An 18,688-nucleotide genomic window follows, 5' to 3' on the forward strand; every position below is an offset into this window, starting at 1 on the left:
CATATGGAGGCTTTCTTGTTTACGAGACAATATTAAGAAATTTATTCTTATTAACGTTCATAAAGAACTATGTTTTCCATGGCAAAGATAATGGTAGAGGATCGACCCGTTTCTCGTAGACAAAAAAACATACAATTTAACAAACTGATATACAACCAGTTACAAAACGCACACATTGTATTACTTTTTCATTTTCTAAAACTCTATTTTTCATTTATCTTCTACCCATTTTATATTTATAATTTATTACAAACACTATATTCTATTAATAAGAAAGTTATAGAATAATGAATCAATTTAAAAAGATACAATGCGCGGTAACATATAGATATATAAAAAAACAGTCTCTTCAGACAGGGGTGTCTTCTGAAAAAATAGCAGTATTTCCAAAATTACCCCCTAAAAGATAGGGGTACTTTCAGAAAAAACATATAATTTTGTGCCCAACAACTGATAAAAGAGACACTATTATGTCAAAAATGAGATTTCTAGCTTTACAGGAACTTTCCAGCAGATGTCCTTTGGAAATTACTCCTCCTTCCAACAAATTGTCCGATTATTATGGCTCCCACGTATTCGACCGTAAGAAGATGCAGGAATATCTTCCTAAAGAAGCCTACAAAGCTGTAATGGATGCCATTGAAAAAGGTACTCCCATCAATCGCGAAATGGCTGACCTTATCGCTAATGGTATGAAAAGTTGGGCAAAATCACTGAATGTGACTCACTACACCCATTGGTTTCAGCCACTGACTGATGGTACAGCCGAAAAACATGACGGCTTCATCGAATTCAGTGAAGATGGCGGAGTCATAGAACGTTTTTCCGGCAAGTTGCTTATTCAGCAAGAACCTGATGCCTCTTCTTTTCCTAACGGAGGAATACGTAATACATTTGAGGCGCGCGGATATACAGCCTGGGACGTTTCTTCTCCAGCTTTTGTAGTAGATACTACTCTCTGTATTCCCACTATTTTCATCTCATATACAGGTGAAGCATTGGATTATAAGACTCCACTGCTCAAAGCACTCGCAGCAGTAGATAAAGCCGCAACAGAAGTTTGCCAGCTATTCGACAAAAATATAACCCGTGTATTTACTAACCTGGGTTGGGAACAGGAATATTTCCTTGTTGACTCCTCTTTATATAATGCCCGTCCCGACTTATGCCTGACAGGACGGACTTTAATGGGACATTCATCGGCTAAAGACCAGCAATTGGAAGATCATTATTTTGGTTCTATCCCCCCCCGTGTTACCGCTTTCATGAAAGAGTTGGAGATAGAATGCCATAAACTGGGCATACCTGCAAAAACCCGGCACAACGAGGTTGCCCCTAACCAGTTTGAGCTTGCTCCCATCTTTGAGAATGCCAACCTGGCCAATGACCACAATCAATTGGTCATGGACCTGATGAAGCGCATTGCCCGTAAACATCACTTTGCAGTATTGCTACATGAGAAACCGTATAGCGGTGTCAATGGTTCGGGCAAACATAACAACTGGTCACTCTGTACAGATACCGGTATCAATCTTTTTGCTCCGGGCAAGAATCCGAAAGGCAATATGCTTTTCCTTACCTTCCTGGTCAACGTATTAATGATGGTTTACAAAAACCAGGACTTGCTGCGTGCCTCTATTATGAGTGCCGGTAACAGTCACCGATTGGGAGCCAATGAAGCCCCACCTGCCATATTATCCATCTTCTTAGGCAGACAACTCTCCTCTACATTAGACGAAATCGTGCGCCAGGTGGGGAGTAGCAAAATGACACCGGAAGAAAAAACAACGCTTAAACTCGGTATCGGACGCATCCCCGAAATTTTACTGGATACTACTGACAGAAACCGCACATCTCCATTTGCTTTCACCGGAAACCGCTTTGAGTTCCGTGCTGCCGGATCATCTTCCAACTGTGCTGCTGCCATGATTGCTATCAATGCAGCTATGGCTAACCAGCTTAACGAATTTCGTGCTTCTGTTGAAAAGTTAATGGAAGAAGGTATCGGTAAAGACGAAGCAATCTTCCGCCTGCTAAAAGAAACAATCATTGCTTCAGAACCCATCCGTTTTGAAGGTGACGGTTATTCGGAAGAATGGAAACAAGAAGCCGCCCGCCGCGGATTAACCAATATCTGCCACGTTCCGGAAGCATTGATGCACTACGTAGACAATCAATCTAAATCCGTATTGATAGGCGAACGCATTTTTAACGAAACAGAACTTGCCTGCCGTCTTGAAGTGGAATTAGAAAAATACACGATGAAAGTACAAATAGAAAGTCGTGTATTAGGAGATCTCGCAATAAACCATATTGTACCTATCGCCGTAAGTTACCAGAATCGTTTGTTAGAAAACTTACTGGGTATGAAAGAAATATTCTCTCCCGAAGAGTACGAAGTAATGAGTGCCGACCGGAAAGAACTGATCAAAGAAATTTCCCGCCGGGTTACTGCAATCAAAGTTTTGGTTAAAGATATGACTGAAGCCCGTAAAGTGGCCAATCACAAAGAAAACTTTCAGGAGAAGGCTTTCGCTTATGAAGAAACCGTACGCCCCTATCTGGAAAGTATCCGTGATCACATCGACCATCTGGAAATGGAAATTGATGACGAAATATGGCCATTACCTAAATACCGGGAATTGCTGTTCACGAAATAAATAATAATGTGTTAATTCGCCAATATGCTAATAAACTGCACTATCATACTAAAGAGCAATTGGCATATTGGCAAATTGACATATTATTATATTAGCACATTATTTTTATCTTTTATTCTTTTTCTCATTTTTTCTTTCTACATTTGTGCTTTATAACACAGTTTTGCAGCACTCATGGTAAAGATAAACTTGTCAGACATAGATATCTCGGATAAATTATCCGATATGTGGGCTCCCTTGAACAATGAACAAAGAGAGTTCCTGGCGAACAATTTTACTCTACAAAATTACAAAAAGAACGAAGTCATCTACTGTGAAGGTGAAACACCTACACATTTAATGTGCCTCCTCAGTGGAAAAGTAAAAATATTCAAAGAAGGAGTCGGAGGCCGCAGCCAGATCATACGTATGATCAAACCCACCGAATATTTTGCATACCGTGCTTTCTTTGCCAAAGAAGATTTTGTTACAGCTGCAGCAGCTTTCGAACCGTCCCTTATTGGACTGATACCTATGAGTGCTATTATGACGTTGGTAACCCAAAACAATGATCTTGCCATGTTCTTCATTCGCCAATTGTCCATTGACCTTGGCATTGCAGATGAACGAACTGTCAATCTGACACAAAAACACATTCGCGGGCGATTGGCGGAGTCTCTCATATTCCTTAAAGAAAGCTATGGACTTGAAGAAGATGGTTCTACCCTAAGTATCTATCTGTCTCGCGAAGACTTAGCCAATCTTTCTAATATGACCACTTCTAATGCCATCCGTACGTTATCAAACTTTGCAACCGAGCGCCTTATCACCATTGACGGAAGAAAAATAAAAATAATAGATGAAGAAAAGCTGAAGAAGATCAGCAAAATTGGATAATTTTTTTATCTCAATTATATAACTTAACACACATTTCGTACCATGAAAAAAGGAATTTCCTTCTTTCTTTTGTCTCTGCTATTCATCACCCCCGGATGTAAAGATTCAAAAGAAACAGTGAACGAGTACAATCTCGTTCCGTTGCCTAACCAAATGACGCCCCAACAAGGACGTTTTGAGTTAAACAAAAAAGTCAAAGTTATTACAGCCGGTTGTACACCGGAGGTACAAAACATTGCAGACAGTCTCATCGGCCGCTTGGCAACAACCTCCGGATTGTCGCTAGAACGGACGGACAAGGAGCACGCCGGTAATCCTTCCATTACTTTTATAACACAAGAAGGCATGCCTCAGGAAGGGTATAAATTATCTGTCACTCCAACTTACATTACAATTACCGCATCACAACCCAACGGTTTCTTCTACGGTGTACAAACACTCTACCAGCTTCTACCTCCGGCTGTTTATGGAAAAGAGCACAATAAACGCGCTGACTGGTCAATACCTGCTGTAGAAATAGAAGATGCTCCCCGTTTTGCATATCGTGGAATGATGCTCGATGTTTGCCGTAACTTCTCTCCCATAGAATACGTATACAAGTTCATTGATATGCTTGCCATGCACAAAATGAACACTTTTCACTGGCACCTGACAGACGACCAGGGGTGGAGAATTGAAATAAAAAAATTCCCCAAGCTGATGGAAATCGGTTCTAAGCGGAAAGAGACACTTATAGATTATTACTTTACCAACTATCCGCAAATATTTGATGGAAAAGAAGTTGGAGGTTATTACACTCAGGAACAAATTAAAGACGTAGTGGCTTATGCAGCCAGCAAATACATTACGGTTATTCCTGAAATTGAGATGCCGGGACATGCCATTGCCGCCATTGCCTCTTATCCTGAGCTTTCGTGCACACCCGACACCACTTACGATGTAACCGGAACATGGGGAATATTTGACCAGGTATACTGTCCGAAAGAAGAAACCTTCAAGTTTCTGGAAGGAGTCCTTGACGAAGTTATTGAGCTATTTCCGAGTGCATACATACATGTAGGAGGTGATGAATGCCCTAAGACAGCATGGAAAAACTGTGCGCACTGCCAGGGACTTATCCAAAAGTTGGGATTGAAAGATGATACAACTCCTAACCCCGCGGATGGCAAACTACATACAAAAGAAGAAAAGCTGCAAAGCTATTTCGTCACGCGTATGGAAAAATATATCAATAGCAAAGGACGTAATATCATTGGTTGGGATGAAATTCTCGAAGGAGGATTGGCACCTAATGCCACTGTCATGTCATGGAGAGGTGTAGACGGAGGTATGAATGCCGCTAAACTGGGACACAATGCCATCATGACTCCCAGTCCTTATATGTACGTAGATTATTATCAGGAAGACCCGGAAACTGCACCGGTTACTATCGGCGGATATGTCACGCTGAAAATGACCTATACTTACAACCCAGTGGCAGATGATGCCGATGAACTGGTAAAGAAGCATATTATTGGCGTACAGGGAAATGCCTGGACAGAATATATGCAAAATAATGATCGTCGCGATTATCAGATATTCCCCAAAGCAGTAGCTATTTCAGAAACAGGATGGACACTGGACCAGAACAAAGACTGGAAAAATTTCTGTAAGCGTATGGCTGAAGAGTTTGAGCGCCTGGACATGCTGAACGTCAAAGCGTGCCGTAACTTTTTTGATGTAAATGTCAATACACACGTAGATAACGATACATTAAACGTGATATTGGAATGTTATTACCCGGATGCTGAAATCCGATACACCACAGACGGAAGTGAACCGAATATTAAATCAACGCTTTACACAGCCCCTTTCGCACTTCAAGGAAATATAAACCTGAAAGCTGCTGCATTCAAAAATGGTAAAATGCTGGGTAAAATCCGCCACAAGCCTCTTTATGGTAATCTGATTAGCGGAAAAAGCTTTGTAGTGAATCCTGCTTTAGGATGGATGAAGGGAGATATTTTCGGAGAAAACGATTTATTCGGTGCAGACAAAACCACCTTCGGACTAACAAATGGCAAGCGTGGAAATAACGCATCTTATACTCCATGGACAAATTTCTCCATGAATGAAAAACGTAAAGAAGTAGAATTCATTGTACAACTCGATAAACCGACTCAAATCAGTCAGGTAGTATTTGGTTCATTATTTAACCCGGCCTATCGCATTTTACCGGCAGGTGCTGCTACGGTAGAAATCTCAGCCGATGGTAAAGAATACCGGCAAGTTGCAGAAGAGACATTTACTCGTCAATTTCCGGATAAAGGAAGAAAAGCGTATACTGATTCTATCTCCTTCGATCCTGTTGAAGCCACTTATGTAAAAGTAAAAATCCAAAATGGAGGTACCTTACGTAACGGTATTGATTGCAGAAAAGACACTCCGGAAGACATCATACAGGCAAATCTGTATCTTGACGAAATAGAGATTTATTAAGAAGAAAAGCGACATAACCAACTGATAATCAGAAGTTATAAGAATGTACACTTTTGTATGACAGGAATGTACATTCTTATATAACAAGAATGTACACCTTTACCATACAAGAATGTACATTTTTACATTGTGGGAAAACTTACATTCATTTTTTGACTCTGGTTATCAATAAAAAACGGATTGCACTGTAACAGTACAATCCGCTTTTTTTATACATGATGGATTTATTATTAAAGTCCTTTTTCAGACAAATAACGCTCTGCCTCAATAGCGGCTTTACAACCACTTCCTGCAGCAGTAATTGCCTGACGGTAATGCGGATCGGCAACATCACCGGCAGCAAAAACCCCCGGTACCTTTGTACGGGGAGTATCCCCCTCCGTAATGATATAGCCTACTTCATCCGTTTCAAGATAGGGTTTGAAGATATCAGAATTCGGCTTATGACCGATAGCCAGGAAAAATCCATCTATGGACAATGTATAACGTTCTTCATCCGGTTCACCCCAACGCTTTACAAGGCTTACACCTTCTACCCCATTCTCACCGAACAGGCCAACAGCATTATGTTCAAATAACACCTCTATCTTATCATGGTTCAACACACGCTCCTGCATGATTTTTGATGCACGCAGATAAGGTTTACGAACAATAAGGTATACTTTTGAAGCCAATCCGGCAAGGTAAACAGCTTCTTCACAAGCCGTATCACCCCCACCAACAACAGCCACCACTTTCTTACGATAAAAGAACCCGTCGCAAGTAGCACAAGCGCTTACACCCATTCCGGCATATTTCTTTTCATCTTCCAGACCCAGATATTTTGCCGTAGCACCGGTTGCTATAATCAATGTTTCCGCCTCAATCTCCTTCTCTCCGTCAATGGTAATTTTATAGGGTGCCTTGCTCAAATCCGAAGCAGTAGCAATACCGAAACGGATATCTGCACCGAAGCGTTCGGCTTGCGTGCGCAAATCTTCCATCAGTTGCGGACCACTGATACCTTGCGGATATCCGGGAAAGTTCTCCACATCTGTGGTGGTTGTCAACTGTCCACCAGGTTGTATTCCTTCATAAAGCACGGGGGATAAGTTTGCACGCCCCGCATATATCGCTGCCGTATACCCGGCAGGACCTGAACCAATAATCAGGCATCTTACTTTTTCTGTTTCCACCATTCTATTTTATTATTTATTCCCTATGGTCATGACTATTATTTTATCTTCATCACATAGGTACGTTTACGATTTACTTATTTACTATTTACGATTAAAAAAATCTACTGTTTATCTTAAATCTATGATTTCGGCAGTAGGGTATTGTTGTTTATTAAAGACAAAAACAGAGTCGGACAGTTTCAAGCCTGTTTGATATCTGGTAATGGTTATCTCACTCCGGCTACCATCACGTTGTTCCACTTTTATATAAACAGGCTGATAGGTACTTTTTACTACATAAAGTACGATACGGGACAAGTCCTGTTTTTTATCTGTTGCAGTGAGGATCACCTCATACACCTGTTTCCCATGAAAATCTGCCACTTTCCCTAATTCATAATCAAACCCTTTCTTATAAAGATAGAGCAATGCATACGGATTCAAGCCCTGTAATTCTGCTTCAGTAGGAGTACTAATATTTACCTCATCATTTTGAGTAAGATAACTCCACTGCGTTTTTCCGTCAAACCATGAAACCGTCTCAGCCGTTTTCAGAAAAAACTTCTCTCCTTTCAGCTCAATGGTTCCGGTAGCCGTTCCTACAGAATGCCCTTTATTAAAAGCCTGTACACTAAAATCAGCTTTTACTCCACCTGCTTTTTCAAAAGCGGCAGCCGTTTTATCAAGCACAAGTTTTGCCTGCGCTTGTTTTTGGGCAAGTACAGGCAAAGTAGTAAGTAAAGCTATCAAAATGTTAAAAATGTACTTCTTCATTTGTCTTATTAACGCTTGTTTATTGTAAATTGTTCAATCTCATTTCGAGGTCATTTTCATCCATACACAAAACGTCGCGTGCCTTACTTCCCTGGGTTGGGCCAACGATTCCGGCTTTTTCCAATTGGTCCATAATACGCCCTGCACGATTATATCCAATAGAGAATTTACGCTGAATCAGAGAAGTAGAACCCTGCTGGTGAATAACGATCAACCGGGCTGCTTCTTCAAACAGCGGATCAAGACGCCCCATATCCACATCTCCCAGGTCACTACCTCCATCTTCACTCACATATTCGGGCAAGAAAAAGGCAGTCGGATATCCTTGCTGTTTTGCAATAAACTTAGTGATCTCCTCCACCTCCGGCGTATCAATAAATGCACACTGTACGCGCACCGGATCTGCTCCCTGTAAGAAAAGCATATCTCCGCGTCCTATCAGCTGATTGGCTCCCGGACGGTCAAGAATTGTACGCGAATCCATCATTGCCGAAACGCGGAAAGCAACACGCGCCGGGAAGTTCGCCTTGATCGTACCTGTAATAATGTTTGTTGTAGGACGCTGTGTGGCAATAATCATATGGATACCTACCGCACGTGCCAGCTGGGCAATACGGGCAATAGGTAATTCTATCTCTTTTCCGGCAGTCATTATCAAATCACCAAACTCATCAATAACTACCACAATATAAGGCATAAACTTATGTCCCTTTTCAGGGTTCAGACGGCGATTGACAAATTTCTCGTTATACTCCTTTATATTGCGTACATGCGCCATCTTCAACAAATCATAACGGGTATCCATCTCCACACAGACAGAATTAAGTGTCTGCACAACCTTCGTCACATCCGTAATAATGGCATCGCCTCCATCGGGCAACTTGGCAAGGAAATGATGCTCTATAACCGAATAAATACTAAACTCTACTTTCTTCGGATCGACAAGTACAAACTTCAGTTCTGCCGGATGTTTCTTATACAACAAAGAAGTAATGATTGCATTCAGTCCCACAGATTTACCTTGTCCGGTAGCACCTGCTACCAACACGTGCGGCATTTTACAAAGGTCTACCATAAACACTTCATTTGTGATTGTCTTACCAAATGCAATCGGCAAATCATAGGTAGACTCCTGAAATTTCTTACTACCGATAATACTTTGTCCCGAAACGATTTTAGGGTTAGAGTTCGGTACTTCAATACCGATTGTTCCCTTTCCGGGAATCGGAGCAATAATACGAATTCCCAATGCCGAAAGGCTCAATGCAATATCATCTTCCAGTCCACGGATCTTCGAAATACGTACTCCCTGTTCAGGAGTTATTTCATAAAGAGTTACAGTAGGTCCTACAGTTGCCTTAATCGTACTGATCTCGATACCAAAACTTCTCAATGTATTGATTATCTTATCCTTATTAGCATTCTGCTCCTCCATATTAATGGTAGGCTCATTGTTCTCAAAATGCCTCATTAGCTCAATGCCAGGAAAACGATAATTTTCAAGATCAAGTTTCGGATTATAAGGTTCAGTTTCTTTTCCCTGATAATCTTCATCATCGTCAGCAGCAGCCTCAACTTCAAAAGCAGGTTCTTTATCAGTCAATTCATTCACAACAGGAACCGGATCGGGGGTAGTCTGTTCAAAAGTCATTGTCACTCCCTCCTCCTCTTTCGATGGATCCTCATTGATTTCTGCCGGTATAACAAATTCCGGCTCTTTCTTTTCAGGCTCCGTTTTAACCTCTTTAGGAGCTGGTGTCTGCCGGAAAGTCCGATCCATAGAAAACTCTACTTCGTGGGGTTTCGGATTGGCAAATTCAGGCTTTACCTGTTCTGCTGCAGGACCTTCTTCCTGCTCTTCTCTTCCCTCTTTACGACTACGTTTCAAGAAGCTAAGGCTAAAAAGTTTACGCAACCATATGACTGTACGGGCACTGATATAAATAAGGAAACAGATCGCCGTCACAAGCAAAATCATCCAAACACCAGGTTGTCCCACCTGTGAAGTCAGCCAATTGGCTACATTATATCCGTGACGTCCTCCCAAATAAATGAATGAGTCCTGATAGCTATCCATAAAGGCAAAGCCAAAGAATACAGAAAACCATACAAGCAGCAATGCACATCCAATAAACCATTTCCACAAACGCACAATCCGCACGCGCATCAGTTTTAATCCTGCCACAGCCAGGAAGATAAGAATAAAGAATGACGAAATCCCGAAGCAATCATTTATAAGATAACTGGCCAATTGTGCTCCCCGCGAACCGGCATAGTTCTTCACATGATTGTTCACGGTTGACAGATCATGTGGATTTCCGCTATCAATAATACTCTGATCTGCTGCTCCCGTAAAAAAGAAGGAAGAGAAAGCCAACAATAAATAAACGGAAAATATCACCAACACCAAACCAAGAACAAAGTGGATGGTTTCATTTTTGAGAAATGCTATGAACTTATTAGTAGAAGGCACCTTTGGTTCTGCCTCTTTATCTGATTTCTTTTTTGCCATATTGCGTCTTTTATACCTTATATAATACTAAAGCGCAAAAGTAGTAAAAAAACAATTTTCTTCCTAACTGTTGCCTTTAAAGTTATTACCCATCAAAAAGAATCTCTTACTAATCCTCTCACTCTTTCAATCCTTTTTCTTACCTTTGCGTTTCAATTCAAGCAGATATGAAAAAAGAAAGTCTGGTAATATTTGATAAAAATGTAATAGAATTCGTTACGGTAGCCGCAGAATTCTGTGCTTTTCTCGAACGTTCCGAGAACATGAAGCGTAAGACATTTGTTGATACAACACTAAAAATACTCCCTCTGCTTTATCTCAAAGCATCCATGCTTCCTAAGTGTGAAGTGATAGGTGATGAAGCACCCGAAACTTATGTTACGGAGGAAATGTACGAAGTGTTGCGTATTAACCTGGCTGACATCATGGCCGAAAAGGATGATTATCTTGAAGTTTTCCTACCGGACATGGCCTACAGTGATCAGCCCATTAAGAAAAATATATCGGAAGACCTTGCTGATATTTATCAGGACATCCGGGACTTTATATTTGTATTCCAGCTCGGACTGAACGAAACGATGAACGACTCCCTTGCCATCTGCCAGGAAAACTTTGGACTTCTATGGGGACAAAAACTGGTAAATACTTTGCGGGCACTCCATGATGTGAAGTATAACCAGGAGCCAGAGGAGGAAGAAGAAGTTGAAGAAGGTGAGTATGAACCTGGGAATGATGATTGCCACTGCGATGATGAAGATTGCCATTGTGGAGAGGATGACGATTGTCATTGTCACGACCATGGCTGTCATTGCCATGACAACGAATAAGAGAAGAAGAAAATGATCATAAAAAGAACAATAAGTAAGGAAGAAATAAAAGAATTGCCTAAAGCCGTTTTTGAAGGACCGATACACGTGATTCAAAGCGAGAAAGAAGCAGACAAGGCAGTGGCATATCTACAAGCCCAGTCCGTATTGGGCATTGATAGTGAGACCCGTCCGTCTTTCACTAAAGGACAATCTCATAAAGTTGCACTATTACAAATATCCTCCAACGAATGCTGTTTCCTATTCCGCCTGAACATGACGGGGCTTACTCCGTCACTGATTGGATTGCTGGAAAATCCGGAAGTAATAAAAGTTGGTTTGTCACTGCGTGATGACTTTATGATGCTGCATAAACGTGCACCATTCACCCAACAGGGTTGTGTGGAATTACAGGATTATGTACGTCCTTTCGGCATATTGGACAAAAGTCTGCAAAAAATATACGGCATCTTATTTAAAGAAAAAATATCAAAATCACAACGTCTTTCCAATTGGGAAGCGGATGTATTAACAGATGCCCAAAAACAATATGCGGCAACAGATGCCTGGGCATGCCTTCACATCTATAATTTATTGGAAGAGCTGAAGCATACCGGCAACTTTGAAATAGAAGAAACTCCCGTAGCTATAGAAGACGAACAGGGAACCCGCCCTCTCTAAAATTGTAAATCGTAAAATTGTAAATTGTAAATCCCTATATTTTCATGTACAAAGTATATCTCAAACCCGGTAAAGAAGAATCACTAAAACGTTTTCATCCCTGGATATTTTCAGGCGCTATCGCCCGTTTCGACGGTGAACCGGAAGAGGGTGAAGTTGTGGAAGTATATACCTCCAAGAAAGAATTCATTGCCGAAGGACACTTCCAGATAGGTAGTATTGCCATACGTGTACTCTCCTTCAAACAAGAACCTATCAATCACGATTTCTGGAAACGCAAACTGGAGATAGCTTATGACATGCGCCGTAGTATCGGTATCGCCACCAATCCCACCAACGACACCTATCGTCTGGTACATGGTGAGGGTGACAATCTGCCTGGCCTGGTCATTGATATATATGCTAAAACAGCTGTCATGCAGGCACATTCTGCCGGTATGCACGTTGACCGCATGGCTATCGCCGAAGCTTTGTCTGAGGTTATGGAAGGTAAAATAGAAAACATCTATTATAAATCGGAAACTACCCTCCCTTTCAAAGCCGATCTTTTCCCGGAAAATGGATTCCTGAAAGGAGGAAGCAGTGATAACATAGCCCGTGAATATGGACTAAAATTCCATGTAGACTGGCTAAAAGGACAAAAAACAGGTTTTTTTGTGGACCAACGCGAGAACCGTGCTCTGCTGGAACGTTATTCAAAAGATCGTTCTGTGCTGAATATGTTCTGTTACACAGGGGGATTCTCTTTTTATGCGATGCGCGGTGGTGCCAAACAAGTTCATTCGGTAGACAGTTCTGCTAAAGCAATAGATCTCACCAACAAGAATGTAGAATTAAATTTCCCCGGAGATCCACGTCATGAAGCTTACGCAGAAGATGCTTTCAAATACCTCGACCGCATGGGCGATCAGTATGATCTGATAATTCTCGATCCTCCTGCTTTTGCCAAACATAAAGATGCATTGCGCAATGCTCTGCAAGGATACCGTAAACTGAACGCCAAAGCTTTTGAGAAAATCAAACCGGGTGGTATCTTATTTACATTCTCTTGTTCGCAGGTAGTGACAAAAGATAATTTCCGTACGGCTGTATTTACTGCCGCTGCTACATCAGGGCGTAGTGTTCGCATTTTACACCAATTAACCCAACCTGCAGATCATCCGGTAAACATCTACCATCCGGAAGGGGAATATCTCAAAGGATTAGTTTTGTATGTAGAATAATCTACCATGTAGCATAATTAAGGAATCATCAAAGCTAAACAATGTTAATAAATAGCGGTTTTATAGCAAATCATTATGTTTTATAACATAAATCCCTTTATCTTTGCACTGTGTTTTTCATGGTATTAGATTTAAGGTTAATAAAGATTGGCTGTCTGGGATAGATAGCCTTCTTTTTTTATATACCATACACAAAAACAATACAACAACTACCAATCAAATATCAAGTAATTTTAGTCCAAACAAGTTTCTGATATTAATCCAAAAGAATAACTTTTCTTACATAAGTGGATATGTAGTTCAAAATAGACCTACACGTGATACATTATACAACGAATTTCTTTTAACAGTCATATCTATCGGCCTTAATTGGTTAAGAAACATCAAAGTGGATTTTCCGCGCAAACAAAAAGTAATTATGGTCAAAATATATGATACAATAATGATTGTTTCTTAAATATTTTTTATATTTTTGTTATGAACATATATTTTGTATTGGAATAATATGGCAAGGTTTATTTGTGACAAGTATAATTTAGAGGATCAATAGACTTGAAAATAGACAGGGAAAATGGAATGAATAATTTATATTCCGGACAACTATACTCCGGATATACAGTTAGAGAATTAAATCATAGTCATTCTGGCAATACAACATATCCATCTAGTTCTTTTGTTCATTCCGGAGCAGGAATAGGTACATGGGGAGATGTTGCTTTTTCTCGTTCAATAACTAATCATCGTCAAGCAGGCGGATTAAGCAGGCCAGTATTTAATATTTATCTACCTGGCAAGAAATCATATATCAAATTTGGACCTAATTCAATAAGGAGTCAATATGGACGTTAAAAAAAAGATTTTGTTATTTTTACTCATTGGAGGTGTAACCGTAATTCAAGCACAAAAAAACGAAAGGTTTACCCCTCCCGATATGACACAAAAAACTCATACATTCGCATTACCTGAATTGCAAATTGACAGTACTTTTATTACTAATTTAAATGCTGTAATATTTGAAAAAGAAGGGTGTGGAGTAGAGAAAAGTAGAGAGTCGAAAAATTTCCATGTAATTTTTGAAATGGAAGATAGTACAAATTATTCTATTTGTTTGAGCCTTTGGGATATACCCGCAAAGAAATCTATAGTTTTTTTTGAGTGTAACGATTTTTTTTACTGGTTAGGTGGCGAAATACCCCCTGATATTATATTGGAAACTAAAATCCCAAAAAAAATTTCTTACAAAGACCCTATTCCTGCTTTCTACGATCCCCCTTTTTGGACTTTAATATATCATACCCAAACTGGAAATATTGAGTTCAAAGGTAATGATTGTGATTGCTATTAACAAACACGGCACACATTATTAAAAATGGGTATGGAATAAGTAATACATATACAGGAGAAGAAGCAAATGTAACAAAGTACTCATATTATGAATGAACTTACAAACATAATAAATGATATTTTAACAAAGTGGGACCCTATTGGAGTTGGAGAAGAAATGGCTATGGATGAATATAAGGAATATATCCCTATGATTATCCATTATGCTCAAGACCGTCAAAAGCTAATAAATCATCTGGGAAAAATGCTTGTTGATTATATGGGTTTAAGTTACGACCAATACAATCAAAAACATTTTGAAGAGGTGCAAAATATTTGTGATAAATTGATAGAAATATGTCAAAATCAAAAGTAGTATTCATTCCAATACAAGTAGAAAAAGGGATACAACATATCTATTATAAACACAATACATGAAGTTAAATAATATCAGAAAATTAAATATAGAAGAAGAAATTCTTTTAGAAGAATTGGTATATCGATCAATTAAAACTATTTCTCCCGATTGGAAAAATGGTTTATTAGTGGCCTCTTTAGAAGACGGAGGAATAGGAAGTTTGGCTTTATTTCCTTGTGATACACTCAATAAAGTACGACATTTTGGTTCGCAAGTTAGTGAATGCCAATTTAGGGATACCGATGGAGTATTGGTCGTAGCTTCATTATATTTAGATGAAGATGACAAACTTTACGAATTGGATATGTGGAAGGTTGATTTTAGCAAATTAATAAATATTCCTACTCATTTTGAGGATGTAGAATATTCAAATAAATAATCAGAGTAAGAGTCTATTTGCATTGAGGCAAGCATAACGGGGTTTAAATAAAATCACCATATGAAGTTACTTTTAAACACTTTATTGATATATTTAGTAGTTTCAATCTGGTCGTTTGGGTTAGCTAATGCCCAGACTATTAATATTTATGATGAATATAAGGCTAGTAGGAGAATTATTAAAGAAATTATCACCGATAATAATTTGGAAAAGACTTTAACCGGTTATGCTTATGGCGGTTATTTTATCGGCCAGTCTCTTTTTCTCATTATCAAAGAAGGAGATTCTTTTTTTGAAGTATATCAAGGAGAAAAAGGCAAAGGAATTCAAAACACCTATAAATTTGATTTGGCAGACAAGCGGTTAAGTTCTTTATTTGCATGGACAAAACATGATAAAGTAACATATAATATTCAATCCGACAAATACTTCGCTATTTATTACTACTTTGTATTATATGATAAAAGCCATAATAAGAAATTAGAATTTAATATATCAACAATGACTGCATACAAAAATGCTCAAAGATCAAGAAAGTTCCGCAAGTTGCTACCATTTACAAAAGAACAACAGAAGCTTATCGGGGAATTAATTAGTAATTTCTAAATATTTTAGAAGAGCATATCTTTAGAGTATGAAACTATAACAATTAAACACAGAGAATCAAACAACTAAAAAAATCAAATTGCATATCTAATTATAATCAGACTTCTTTTTCTTCTCAAATTTCCCTATACAAGGGGCTCTTTTCTCCACTCTTTTGGTACACAATCGGCGAAAAACATTATATTTGCAGCTATTATAAAATAGCAACAAGTTACAATTCGTAATAACTTGTAGCTTGTAACTCGTAACTAAATAAAAATAATATGAGTATCAAGTATCGACTAATTATTATGAACTTCCTGCAGTTCTTCGTGTGGGGATCGTGGTTAATTTCATTGGGCGGCTACATGGGTGGTGTCTTACATTTTGAAGGAGGGCAAATAGGTGCAATCTTTGCCACAATGGGTATAGCCTCTCTCATTATGCCAGGGCTGACTGGTATTATAGCCGACAAATGGGTAAATGCTGAACGATTATATGGGATACTACATATTCTGGGAGCTGCCAGCCTTTTCTATGCCTCCACAGCCACTGATTATAACCATATGTATTGGGCTATGTTGCTCAATCTGTTGGTATATATGCCTACGCTCTCATTAGCTAATACGGTATCTTACAACTCTCTCGAACAATATAAATGTGACATTGTCAAAGACTTCCCGCCTATCCGTGTATGGGGAACCATCGGTTTTATCTGTGCCATGTGGGCAGTAGATCTCACCGGATTCAAATCCTCTTGTGCACAACTCTATGTGGGTGGTGCAGCAGCACTTATTTTAGGCTTATATTCATTTACTCTGCCCGCTTGTCCGCCTGCCAAAAGTGAAAACAAAAGCCTGCTTTCTGCTTTCGGACTCGATGCTCTGGTATTATTCAAACGCAAGAAAATGGTTATCTTCTTCCTCTTCTCTATGTTATTAGGAGCTGCATTACAAATTACAAACAGTTACGGAGATCTCTTCTTAGGTAGTTTTGCTTCGATACCGGAATTCGCTGATTCGTTCGGTGTAAAACACTCTGTCATCCTGCTTTCTATTTCACAAATGAGTGAAACCCTGTTTATTCTTGCCATACCATTTTTCCTCAGACATTTCGGCATCAAGCGCGTAATGCTTATCAGTATGTTTGCCTGGGTATTCCGTTTCGGGCTTTTCGGTCTGGGCGATCCGGGTTCGGGGTTATGGATGCTGATACTTTCGATGATTGTCTACGGAATGGCATTCGATTTCTTCAACATTTCGGGCTCTTTGTTTGTTGAATTAGAAGCTAAGCCTGCTATCAGAGCCAGCGCACAGGGATTATTCTTTATGATGACCAACGGATTGGGAGCGATCATCGGAGGATATGCCAGTGGTGCTGTGGTGGATGCCTTCTCGGTATATGCCGACGGTATGTTGGTAAGCCGTGAATGGCCCGACATCTGGTTCATCTTCGCAGGTTATGCATTAGTTATCGGAATATTGTTTGCTCTGGTATTCAAATACAAACACCAGCCAGAGGAATTAAGTAAAAAGTGACAATGGATAAAAAGATAGAATTACAAGTATTAAATATCTCCAATAGTCAGGCGCAGGTAGGTGCCTACGCTCTGGTATTGGGGGAAGTGGGAGGTGAACGGCAACTGCCTATCATTATAGGTCCGGCCGAAGCGCAAGCCACTGCCATCTGCCTGAAAGGAGTAAAAGCGCCGCGTCCCCTGACGCACGATTTATTCTATACATGCCTGAACGTTTTGGGCACCAAAATGCTCAGGGTGCTTATCTATAAGGCAAAAGAAGGTGTTTTTTACTCATATATCTACCTACAGAAAGACGAAGAAATTATTCGTATCGATTCACGAACCTCGGACGCCATTGCTCTGGCTGTACGTTCTGATTGCCCTATTTTTATTTATGAGTCTATTCTTGAAAGAGAATATATCCGCCTGGATGATTCTGATCAGCCGGATACAGAACAACAGGAAGAGGAGACAAATGATTCCGACAATATGAATTCACTTGAACAAGCGTTGGAGCAAGCCATCAAAGAAGAGAACTATGAACTGGCAGCCCGGTTACGTGATGAAATAAACAGAAGAAAATAAATTTAAATATGCACGTATTCTATACTCCCGATATACAGAAGAACCTTGAACTTCCGGAAGAAGAAGCACAACATTGTGTCCGTGTTTTACGGCTCAATGCCGGAGATGAAATAACCTTGACGGATGGTAATGGAAATTTTTACCGTGCGGAAATAACTGCCGCAACCAACAAGCGTTGCCTGGTAAAGATACTCGAAACAATTCCACAAGAACCTTTATGGTCAGGACATCTACACATAGCCATGGCTCCAACAAAAAATATGGATCGTAACGAATGGTTTGCCGAAAAAGCGACCGAAATAGGTTTTGACGAATTGACCTTTCTTAATTGCCGCTTTTCGGAACGAAAAGTCATTAAGATGGAACGCATTGAAAAGATAGTAGTATCTGCCATCAAGCAATCACTCAAAGCACGCTTGCCGAAGCTCAATGAAATGACAGATTTTGATAAATTCATCACCCAGGAGTTTACCGGTCAAAAATTCATCGCGCACTGTTATAAAGGTGAAAAGCCACTGCTTAAAAATATTCTGAAACCAGGAGAAGATGCATTGGTACTTATCGGACCGGAAGGAGATTTCAGCGAAGAGGAAGTAACCAAAGCAATAGAGAAAGGCTTTCAGCCCATAAGCTTAGGTAAATCCCGGCTACGAACGGAAACGGCAGCACTGGTAGCAACAATGGTAGTGAATAGTGAGTAGTGAGCAGTGAT

Annotated in this window: 17 protein-coding genes; 14 read left to right on the top strand and 3 right to left on the bottom strand. The window is 39.8% G+C overall.

The features are described 5' to 3' along the window. Positions 1-470: 470 nt before the first annotated feature. The 3 genes from QX565_RS18455 to QX565_RS18465 all read left to right on the top strand — a co-directional run bounded on the left by QX565_RS18455 (position 471) and on the right by QX565_RS18465 (position 6,014). Positions 471-2,660, top strand: coding sequence for a glutamine synthetase III family protein (locus tag QX565_RS18455; RefSeq protein WP_289293866.1), 2,190 nt, complete (start codon positions 471-473; stop codon positions 2,658-2,660). 174 nt (positions 2,661-2,834) lie between these two features. Beyond that, positions 2,835-3,536 (top strand): Crp/Fnr family transcriptional regulator, encoded by a 702-nt coding sequence (locus QX565_RS18460; RefSeq protein ID WP_002559556.1) that lies wholly within the window; start codon positions 2,835-2,837, stop codon positions 3,534-3,536. A gap of 42 nt (positions 3,537-3,578) precedes the next feature. Next, positions 3,579-6,014, top strand: a complete 2,436-nt coding sequence (locus QX565_RS18465) for a beta-N-acetylhexosaminidase (protein ID WP_289293868.1) — start codon at positions 3,579-3,581, stop codon at positions 6,012-6,014. Between the two features lie 230 nt (positions 6,015-6,244). On the opposite strand, the gene trxB is transcribed toward QX565_RS18465, so the two are convergent. The 3 genes from trxB to QX565_RS18480 all read right to left on the bottom strand — a co-directional run bounded on the left by trxB (position 6,245) and on the right by QX565_RS18480 (position 10,457). Beyond that, a complete protein-coding gene (gene trxB, locus QX565_RS18470) occupies positions 6,245-7,192 on the bottom strand; it encodes a thioredoxin-disulfide reductase (RefSeq protein ID WP_002559554.1) in 948 nt (315 codons plus the stop codon). A gap of 108 nt (positions 7,193-7,300) precedes the next feature. Further along, a complete protein-coding gene (gene lolA1 / locus QX565_RS18475) occupies positions 7,301-7,945 on the bottom strand; it encodes an outer membrane lipoprotein periplasmic chaperone LolA1 (protein WP_002559553.1) in 645 nt (214 codons plus the stop codon). A gap of 19 nt (positions 7,946-7,964) precedes the next feature. Continuing rightward, a complete protein-coding gene (locus QX565_RS18480; protein WP_289293872.1) occupies positions 7,965-10,457 on the bottom strand; it encodes an FtsK/SpoIIIE family DNA translocase in 2,493 nt (830 codons plus the stop codon). Positions 10,458-10,624: 167 nt separating this feature from the next. On the opposite strand from QX565_RS18480, the gene QX565_RS18485 reads away from it, so the two are divergent. The 11 genes from QX565_RS18485 to QX565_RS18535 all read left to right on the top strand — a co-directional run bounded on the left by QX565_RS18485 (position 10,625) and on the right by QX565_RS18535 (position 18,677). Next, complete coding sequence (locus QX565_RS18485; protein WP_002559551.1) at positions 10,625-11,284, top strand: DUF5063 domain-containing protein; 660 nt, start codon at positions 10,625-10,627, stop codon at positions 11,282-11,284. 12 nt (positions 11,285-11,296) lie between these two features. Next, entirely contained in the window at positions 11,297-11,944 is a 648-nt protein-coding gene (locus tag QX565_RS18490) for a 3'-5' exonuclease (protein WP_007484347.1), read from the top strand. 44 nt (positions 11,945-11,988) lie between these two features. After that, complete coding sequence (locus QX565_RS18495; protein ID WP_002559549.1) at positions 11,989-13,167, top strand: class I SAM-dependent rRNA methyltransferase; 1,179 nt, start codon at positions 11,989-11,991, stop codon at positions 13,165-13,167. 576 nt (positions 13,168-13,743) lie between these two features. Beyond that, entirely contained in the window at positions 13,744-14,016 is a 273-nt protein-coding gene (locus QX565_RS18500; protein WP_289293876.1) for a JAB-like toxin 1 domain-containing protein, read from the top strand. Next, a complete protein-coding gene (locus tag QX565_RS18505; RefSeq protein ID WP_195448652.1) occupies positions 14,006-14,512 on the top strand; it encodes a hypothetical protein in 507 nt (168 codons plus the stop codon). Before QX565_RS18500 ends, QX565_RS18505 begins: the two co-directional genes overlap by 11 nt. Positions 14,513-14,599: 87 nt before the next feature. Then, positions 14,600-14,866, top strand: a complete 267-nt coding sequence (locus QX565_RS18510; RefSeq protein ID WP_221651544.1) for a hypothetical protein — start codon at positions 14,600-14,602, stop codon at positions 14,864-14,866. A gap of 58 nt (positions 14,867-14,924) precedes the next feature. Beyond that, positions 14,925-15,287, top strand: coding sequence for a DUF6984 family protein (locus tag QX565_RS18515; RefSeq protein ID WP_289293879.1), 363 nt, complete (start codon positions 14,925-14,927; stop codon positions 15,285-15,287). Between the two features lie 60 nt (positions 15,288-15,347). Beyond that, entirely contained in the window at positions 15,348-15,893 is a 546-nt protein-coding gene (locus QX565_RS18520) for a hypothetical protein (RefSeq protein ID WP_122200931.1), read from the top strand. A 263-nt stretch (positions 15,894-16,156) separates the two neighbouring features. After that, positions 16,157-17,410 (top strand): nucleoside permease, encoded by a 1,254-nt coding sequence (locus QX565_RS18525; protein WP_002559541.1) that lies wholly within the window; start codon positions 16,157-16,159, stop codon positions 17,408-17,410. Between the two features lie 2 nt (positions 17,411-17,412). Beyond that, positions 17,413-17,976, top strand: a complete 564-nt coding sequence (locus QX565_RS18530) for a bifunctional nuclease family protein (protein ID WP_289293882.1) — start codon at positions 17,413-17,415, stop codon at positions 17,974-17,976. Positions 17,977-17,984: 8 nt separating this feature from the next. Then, positions 17,985-18,677, top strand: coding sequence for a 16S rRNA (uracil(1498)-N(3))-methyltransferase (locus QX565_RS18535; RefSeq protein ID WP_289293883.1), 693 nt, complete (start codon positions 17,985-17,987; stop codon positions 18,675-18,677). Positions 18,678-18,688 lie beyond the last annotated feature (11 nt).

The sequence above is a fragment of the Bacteroides sp. 41_26 genome (genome assembly GCF_949740115.1).
GTDB classification, from domain to species: domain Bacteria; phylum Bacteroidota; class Bacteroidia; order Bacteroidales; family Bacteroidaceae; genus Bacteroides; species Bacteroides nordii.

Coding starts and splice junctions, on each gene's coding strand:
- lolA1 (WP_002559553.1), bottom strand. CDS start 7,945: ATGAAGAAGTACATTTTTAACATTTTGATAGCTTTACTTACTACTTTG.
- QX565_RS18485 (WP_002559551.1), top strand. CDS start 10,625: ATGAAAAAAGAAAGTCTGGTAATATTTGATAAAAATGTAATAGAATTC.
- QX565_RS18465 (WP_289293868.1), top strand. CDS start 3,579: ATGAAAAAAGGAATTTCCTTCTTTCTTTTGTCTCTGCTATTCATCACC.
- QX565_RS18530 (WP_289293882.1), top strand. CDS start 17,413: ATGGATAAAAAGATAGAATTACAAGTATTAAATATCTCCAATAGTCAG.
- QX565_RS18515 (WP_289293879.1), top strand. CDS start 14,925: ATGAAGTTAAATAATATCAGAAAATTAAATATAGAAGAAGAAATTCTT.
- QX565_RS18480 (WP_289293872.1), bottom strand. CDS start 10,457: ATGGCAAAAAAGAAATCAGATAAAGAGGCAGAACCAAAGGTGCCTTCT.
- QX565_RS18525 (WP_002559541.1), top strand. CDS start 16,157: ATGAGTATCAAGTATCGACTAATTATTATGAACTTCCTGCAGTTCTTC.
- QX565_RS18500 (WP_289293876.1), top strand. CDS start 13,744: ATGAATAATTTATATTCCGGACAACTATACTCCGGATATACAGTTAGA.
- QX565_RS18455 (WP_289293866.1), top strand. CDS start 471: ATGTCAAAAATGAGATTTCTAGCTTTACAGGAACTTTCCAGCAGATGT.
- QX565_RS18520 (WP_122200931.1), top strand. CDS start 15,348: ATGAAGTTACTTTTAAACACTTTATTGATATATTTAGTAGTTTCAATC.
- trxB (WP_002559554.1), bottom strand. CDS start 7,192: ATGGTGGAAACAGAAAAAGTAAGATGCCTGATTATTGGTTCAGGTCCT.
- QX565_RS18535 (WP_289293883.1), top strand. CDS start 17,985: ATGCACGTATTCTATACTCCCGATATACAGAAGAACCTTGAACTTCCG.
- QX565_RS18510 (WP_221651544.1), top strand. CDS start 14,600: ATGAATGAACTTACAAACATAATAAATGATATTTTAACAAAGTGGGAC.
- QX565_RS18495 (WP_002559549.1), top strand. CDS start 11,989: ATGTACAAAGTATATCTCAAACCCGGTAAAGAAGAATCACTAAAACGT.
- QX565_RS18490 (WP_007484347.1), top strand. CDS start 11,297: ATGATCATAAAAAGAACAATAAGTAAGGAAGAAATAAAAGAATTGCCT.
- QX565_RS18505 (WP_195448652.1), top strand. CDS start 14,006: ATGGACGTTAAAAAAAAGATTTTGTTATTTTTACTCATTGGAGGTGTA.
- QX565_RS18460 (WP_002559556.1), top strand. CDS start 2,835: ATGGTAAAGATAAACTTGTCAGACATAGATATCTCGGATAAATTATCC.